Source organism: Pseudomonas zhanjiangensis (assembly GCF_041027545.1).
GTDB lineage: Bacteria > Pseudomonadota > Gammaproteobacteria > Pseudomonadales > Pseudomonadaceae > Aquipseudomonas > Aquipseudomonas zhanjiangensis.
The window spans coordinates 445,938-452,337 of sequence record NZ_JBFTEG010000003.1 but is presented as its reverse complement, the minus strand read 5'-3'; the positions used below and the strand labels follow the sequence as shown (position 1 = coordinate 452,337).

The 6,400-nt window shown below is 67.1% G+C and carries 6 protein-coding genes; 4 read left to right on the top strand and 2 right to left on the bottom strand.

The window, feature by feature from the left end; genetic code table 11:
• The 3 genes from AB5S05_RS06985 to gcvT form a co-directional block, all read left to right on the top strand.
• Nucleotides 1-461, top strand: a 461-nt coding sequence (locus AB5S05_RS06985) for a PLP-dependent aminotransferase family protein (RefSeq protein WP_500179925.1), incomplete at its 5' end; no start/stop codon positions are given.
• A 92-nt stretch (nt 462-553) separates the two neighbouring features.
• The gene (locus tag AB5S05_RS06980; RefSeq protein WP_369286769.1) at nt 554-1,930 is read left to right on the top strand and encodes an L-serine ammonia-lyase; all 1,377 of its coding nucleotides are present in this window, start codon (nt 554-556) and stop codon (nt 1,928-1,930) included.
• 83 nt (nt 1,931-2,013) lie between these two features.
• Nucleotides 2,014-3,135: a glycine cleavage system aminomethyltransferase GcvT gene (gene gcvT, locus AB5S05_RS06975; RefSeq protein ID WP_369286768.1), complete on the top strand. Its 1,122-nt coding sequence runs from the start codon at nt 2,014-2,016 to the stop codon at nt 3,133-3,135.
• Nucleotides 3,136-3,218: 83 nt separating this feature from the next.
• Here the strand turns inward: gcvT and AB5S05_RS06970 are convergent, their stop codons facing one another.
• Nucleotides 3,219-4,379, bottom strand: a complete 1,161-nt coding sequence (locus AB5S05_RS06970; RefSeq protein WP_369286767.1) for a M14 family metallopeptidase — start codon at nt 4,377-4,379, stop codon at nt 3,219-3,221.
• A 167-nt stretch (nt 4,380-4,546) separates the two neighbouring features.
• A complete protein-coding gene (locus tag AB5S05_RS06965) occupies nt 4,547-5,308 on the bottom strand; it encodes a 3-oxoacyl-ACP reductase family protein (RefSeq protein WP_369286766.1) in 762 nt (253 codons plus the stop codon).
• A 121-nt stretch (nt 5,309-5,429) separates the two neighbouring features.
• On the opposite strand from AB5S05_RS06965, the gene AB5S05_RS06960 reads away from it, so the two are divergent.
• Complete coding sequence (locus AB5S05_RS06960) at nt 5,430-6,362, top strand: LysR family transcriptional regulator (protein ID WP_369286765.1); 933 nt, start codon at nt 5,430-5,432, stop codon at nt 6,360-6,362.
• Nucleotides 6,363-6,400 lie beyond the last annotated feature (38 nt).

Here is a 6,400-nt window from a genome sequence, read left to right as displayed (position 1 = left end):
TGCACGTGATCGCGGCCAAGGCGGTGTGCTTCAAGGAAGCCCTGGAGCCCGAGTTCAAGGACTACCAGGCCCAGGTGATCAAGAACGCCCAGGCCATGGCCAAGGTGTTCATCGATCGCGGCTACGAGGTGGTCTCCGGCGGCACCGACAACCACCTGTTCCTGCTCAGCCTGATCAAGCAGGGCCTGACCGGCAAGGACGCCGACGCCGCCCTGGGTCGCGTCGGTATTACCGTCAACAAGAACTCCGTGCCGAACGACCCGCAGTCGCCGTTCGTCACCTCGGGCCTGCGCATCGGTACCCCGGCGGTCACCACCCGCGGCTTCAAGGAAGGCGAGTGCCGCGAATTGGCCGGCTGGATCTGCGACATCCTCGCCGACCTGGACAACCCCGCCGTGATCGAACGGGTTCGCGGTCAGGTCGCCGACCTGTGCGCCACCTTCCCGGTCTACGCTGAATAGATAACTAGGCTTCTTTGCTGATCGCCAGGCACGGGCATCGCCCGCGCCCGCAGGGCTCGCCCCGCCAGCACGACCAGAAGCAGGAGATCACCATGTCACTCAGCGTTTTCGATCTGTTCAAAATCGGCATCGGCCCCTCCAGCTCGCACACCGTCGGGCCGATGCGTGCCGCCGTGCGCTTCGTCGAGGGCCTGCGCCGCGACGATCTGCTGGCCAATACCGAATCGGTCAAGGTCGAGCTGTACGGCTCGCTCGGTGCCACCGGCAAGGGCCACGGCAGCGACAAGGCCGTGCTGCTGGGCCTGGAGGGCGACCAGCCCGACACCATCGACACCAGCACCATCGAGCCGCGCCTGGCCGCCCTGCGCAAGGCCGGCGAACTCAAGCTGCTCGGCGAGAAGGCCATTCGCTTCGTCGAGAAAGAACACCTGGCGATGATTCGCAAACCCCTGCCCTACCACCCCAACGGCATGATCTTCCGCGCCTTCGACGGCGCCGGCCTGCAACTGCGCGCGCGCGAGTACTACTCGGTGGGTGGCGGCTTCGTGGTCGACGAGGAAGCTGCCGGCGCCGACCGCATCGTCGAGGACCGCACGCCCCTGGCCTACCCCTTCAAGAACGCCAAGCAACTGCTCGAGCAGTGCGCCGCGCACAACCTGTCGATCAGTCAGGTGATGCTGGCCAACGAGGCGGCCTGGCGCCCCGAGGCCGAGACCCGCGAGGGGCTGATGAAGATCTGGCAGGTGATGCAGGACTGCGTCGCGGCTGGTTGCCGCCATGAAGGCATCATGCCCGGCGGGCTCAAGGTCAAGCGCCGCGCCGCTGCGCTCTACCGCCAGCTGAGCCAGCATCCGGAGGCCAGCCTGCGCGACTCGCTGAGCGTGCTCGACTGGGTCAACCTCTATGCCCTGGCGGTGAACGAGGAAAACGCCAGCGGCGGCCGCGTGGTGACCGCTCCGACCAATGGCGCGGCCGGAATAGTGCCGGCGGTGCTGCACTACTACATGCGCTTCATCCCCGGGGCCAACGAGGACGGCGTGGTGCGCTTCCTGCTCACCGCCGCGGCGATCGGCATCCTCTACAAGGAGAACGCCTCGATCTCCGGTGCTGAGGTCGGCTGCCAGGGCGAGGTCGGCGTGGCCTGCTCGATGGCCGCCGGCGCCCTGTGCGAAGTGCTCGGCGGCAGCGTCGCCCAGGTGGAGAACGCCGCCGAGATTGGCATGGAGCACAACCTCGGCCTGACCTGCGACCCGATCGGCGGCCTGGTTCAGGTGCCGTGCATCGAACGCAACGCCATGGCCTCGGTCAAGGCGATCAACGCCGCGCGCATGGCCCTGCGCGGCGACGGCCAGCACTATGTGTCGCTCGACAAGGTGATCCGCACCATGCGCCAGACCGGCGCCGACATGAAGAGCAAGTACAAGGAAACCGCCCGCGGCGGCCTGGCCGTCAACATCATCGAGTGCTGAAGTTCTAGACCCTTACCCCGTGCGCCCGTGGCGCACCCCTGACCAAGACCGGTGCGCCTGGCGCACCCTACCGGAGACTCTGCATGACCAGCGAAACCCTGGCGAAAACCCCGCTGCACGCCCTGCACCTGGAACTCGGCGCCCGCATGGTGCCCTTTGCCGGCTATGAGATGCCGGTGCAGTACCCGCTCGGCGTGATGAAGGAGCACCTGCACTGCCGCGATGCCGCCGGCCTGTTCGACGTCTCGCACATGGGCCAGATCATCCTGCGCGGGCCGAACGCGGCCAAGGCCCTGGAAAGCCTGGTACCGGTGGACATCATCGACCTGCCGGTGGGCATGCAGCGCTATGCCATGTTCACCGATGAGAACGGCGGCATCCTCGACGACCTGATGGTCGCCAACCTGGGCGACGACTGCCTGTTCCTGGTGGTCAACGCCGCCTGCAAGCAGCAGGACCTGATGCACCTGCAGCAGCATATCGCCAGCCAGTGCCAGATCGAGTCGCGCTTCGACCGCGCCCTGCTCGCCCTGCAGGGCCCCAAGGCGGTGGACGTGCTGGCGCGCCTGGCGCCGGAAGTCGCCAAGATGACCTTCATGCAGTTCGCCCCGGTGCGCCTGCTCGGCGTCGACTGCTATGTCAGCCGCTCTGGCTACACCGGCGAAGACGGCTACGAGATCTCGGTGCCGGCCGAGCACGCCGAAACCCTGGCGCGCAGCCTGCTGGCCGAACCGGAAGTCGAGGCGATCGGTCTCGGCGCGCGGGACTCGCTGCGCCTGGAAGCCGGCCTGTGCCTGTACGGCCATGACATGAGCACGGCCACCACGCCGATCGAGGCCAGCCTGCTGTGGGCCATCTCCAAGGCGCGTCGCGCCGACGGCGTGCGCGCCGGCGGCTTCCCCGGCGCCGAGCGGATCTTCGCCCAGCAGCGCGAAGGCGTGGCCAGCAAGCGCGTCGGCCTGCTGCCGCAGGAACGGGTGCCGGTGCGCGAAGGCGCGGAAATCGTCGACGCCGACGGCAACCCGATCGGCTCGGTGTGCAGCGGCGGTTTCGGCCCGACTCTGGGCGCCCCGGTCGCCATGGGCTACGTGCAGAGCGGGCACAACGCCGTGGACAGCGAAGTCTGGGCGCTGGTGCGCGGCAAGCGCGTGCCGATGAAGGTCGCCAAGACCCCGTTCGTGCCGCAGCGCTACTACCGCGGCTGAGGCCTCGGCGGGCTCTGTTCGGCCACGCCGGATGGCGCTACCGATAAACCCGAAGCCCGGCCACGCGCCGGGCTTCGTCGTTTTCAGCGAAGGCTGCCGACCATCGCCGCCACCACACTGAGCACATCCTTGGCCAGTAGCTTGGAGCGCGCGCCGTTCCAGCCGGTCTGCGGTGCCGGGCGGTCGTCGTGATCCTTGAACGGCATCTCGATGGTGAACGCCAGGCAGTCGAACGCCATGCCCACCGCGTTGCAGGCCAGGGTGGTATTGGCCCGGCCGGGCTCGTCGCGCGGGTAGCCGAACGCGGTCTGGAATTCGGCGCCGATGTCGACCAGACGGCGGCGGAATTCTTCTTCCAGTTGGGCCAGGCGCGGGCTGTAACCCGGGTTGCCCTCGCAACCGGCGGTAAACACGTGGGGAATCTCCTCGTCGCCGTGGATGTCGAGGAACAGGTCGACACCGACCCGGCGCATCTGCTCCTGGACGAACAGCACCTCTGGGCTCGCCGCCGCACTGGCCGACTGCCAGGCGCGGTTGAGGTCGGTGCCGGCGGCATTGGTGCGCAGGTGGCCACGGAAGGCGCCATCGGGGTTCATGTTCGGCACCAGATACAGCTCGGCCTGCGCCAGCAGCGCCTTCAGCTCGGCGTCGTCACCTTGCTGCAGCCGCTCGATCAGCCCCTCCATGAACCATTCGGCCATGTGCTCGCCGGGGTGCTGCTGGGCGATGATCCAGACCTTGCGCGGGGCGTCCAAACGCCGAGCATCGGGGCGCCGGGCCTCCGGGTTGCGCCTGACCCGCAGCAACTGGATGTCGCGGCCCTCGAGGCTCTTGCCGGTGGCGACCAGTTCGGCCCCCGCCTTGCTCAGCGCCTGCTCGATCAGCCAGTCATGCCGCGCGCGGCTGTAGGGCTCGAAATAGGCGAACCAGACCTGCGCCTCACTCGGCGCCAACTCGAAGTGCAGGGCGCCGTCCTCGAAACGACTGGGCACGCGAAACCAGTCGCGCTGATCGTAGGAGGCGACGGCGTGATAGCCGGTCCAGGCATGCCGGTAGGCGGACTCACCGGCATTGGTCAGGCTGAAGCCGTAAGTTTGGCCCGGTGTCAGCCCCTCGACCTTGAAGTGGAACCACTGGAAGTGATGGCTGTTGAGGTCGGGCCGCATGGCCAGCTGCACCTGGCGCGGGTTGCTGGCATCGATGACCTCGATATTGCCGCTGTCGAAGTTGGAGCTGATCTGCATGGCGACCTCATGTTGTGGGCGTGCATCGATAGCCGCCGAGGATCGCAGTTATGTCGACGCGAGGAAATGCCAGAGGCGACAAAGCGCTATAGATTCGCGCGGCAAAGACCAGACCGGCGCCAGAAGCCCCGCCGTGACATCCGGCAGGGCTTTGCAGTCGCGCTGGTTCAGGCGGCGAAACCGCCGTCGATGGTCAGGCTGGCGCCAGTGATGTAGCCCGCCTCGGGACCGGCGAGGTAGGCGACGAAGGCGGCGACTTCCTCGGCCCGGCCGTAGCGTCCGACCGCCATCAGACCGATCAGGCTGTCGGCAAATTCGCTGTCGGCCGGGTTCATGTCGGTGTCCACCGGCCCCGGTTGCACGTTGTTGACGGTGATCCCGCGGGGGCCGAGATCGCGCGCCAGGCCACGGGTCAGGCCGACGATGGCCGACTTGCTCATGGCATAGACGCTACCGCCGGCGAACGGCATGCGCTCGGCGTTGGTGCTGCCGATGGTAATGATGCGCCCGCCATCGCCCATGTGCCGGGCCGCTTCCTGGCTGGCGACGAATACGCTGCGCACGTTGACCGCCAGGGTGCGGTCGAAGTCCTCCAGGCTGAACGCCTCGATCGGTGCGATGGCCAGCACGCCGGCGTTGTTGACCAGGACGTCGAGGCGACCAAAGTGCTCCACGGTCTGGTTCACCGCGCCCCGTACCGCCTCGGCATCGGCGCTGTCGGCCTGGATCGCCAGGGCCCGGCCGCCGCCGGCCTCGATGCTGCGCACCAGTTCGGCGGCCTTGTCCGGCGAACTGATGAAGGTGATGGCGACCGCAGCGCCTTCGTCGGCCAGACGACGGGCAATGGCCGCGCCTATGCCACGCGAACCACCTTGAACAAGGGCGACCTTGCCGGCCAGGTTGAGAGAATTGCGGGTCGTATTCGACATGCTCGTGCTCCGAAAGTAGTGGGCGATTTGCCCAGGGTCGAATCGAGTATCCGCCGGCTATTGCCTACCGATAAGCCATCAATCACTCTATTCAGTCGATACCAACGGTTTATAAAGAATCATGGAAACCCTCAGCAGCCTCGAATGCTTCGTCCGCAGCGCCGAGTCCGGCAGCTTCGCCGAGGCCGCACGCCGCCTGGGACTGACTCCGGCGGCGGTGGGCAAGAATGTGGCCAAGCTGGAGGCCAGCCTGGGCGTGCGCCTGTTCCAACGCAGCACCCGCCGCCTGACCCTGACCGACGCCGGTGAGCGCTTCCTCGGCGAGGTCCGCGGCGGCCTGACCAGCATCCAGAGCGCCCTGGCCAATCTGGCGAGCAACGCCGGCCAACCGGCCGGAATCCTCAAGGTCAGCATGGGGGCGACTTTCGGCCATGAATACGTGCTGCCGATGCTCGCCGAGTTTCTCCAGCGCTACCCGGCGATCTCACCCGACTGGCACTTCGACAACCGGCCGATCGACCTGATCGGACAGGGCTTCGATGCGGCCATCAGCGGCGCCATGGAACTGTCGCCGGGAGTCGTCGCGCGCAAGCTCGCGCCGGCACACCGCATCCTGGTGGCCTCCCCCGCTTATCTGGCCGAGCACCCGGCCCCGACGACGCCGGCGCATCTGGCGCAGCACGCCGGCATCCTGATTCGCTCGCCGCAGACCGGCAAGGTGCGGCCCTGGGCGCTGCACAACCGTGAGCACGCCGAGGCAGCCATCGAACTGAGGACGCGCATGACCATGAGCGACCCGGACGCCGCCTGCCTGGTCGCCGAGATGGGCCTGGGTATCGCCTTGGTCAGCCTGCCGCACAGCTTGCGCTACCTGAAGCGCGGCAGCCTGATCCGGGTGCTGCCGGACTGGTACGTCGACGCCGGGCATGTCTCGGTGTATTTCTCCGGCCATAGATTGCTGCCGACGAAGACCCGCGTATTCATCGACAGCCTGGTCGAACACTTTGACCGACAACAACTGAGCGAACGGTTTTCCGCGCTAAACAACCCATAACGCAACTACTTGGAATGACTGCAGGGTTTCGTCAGTTA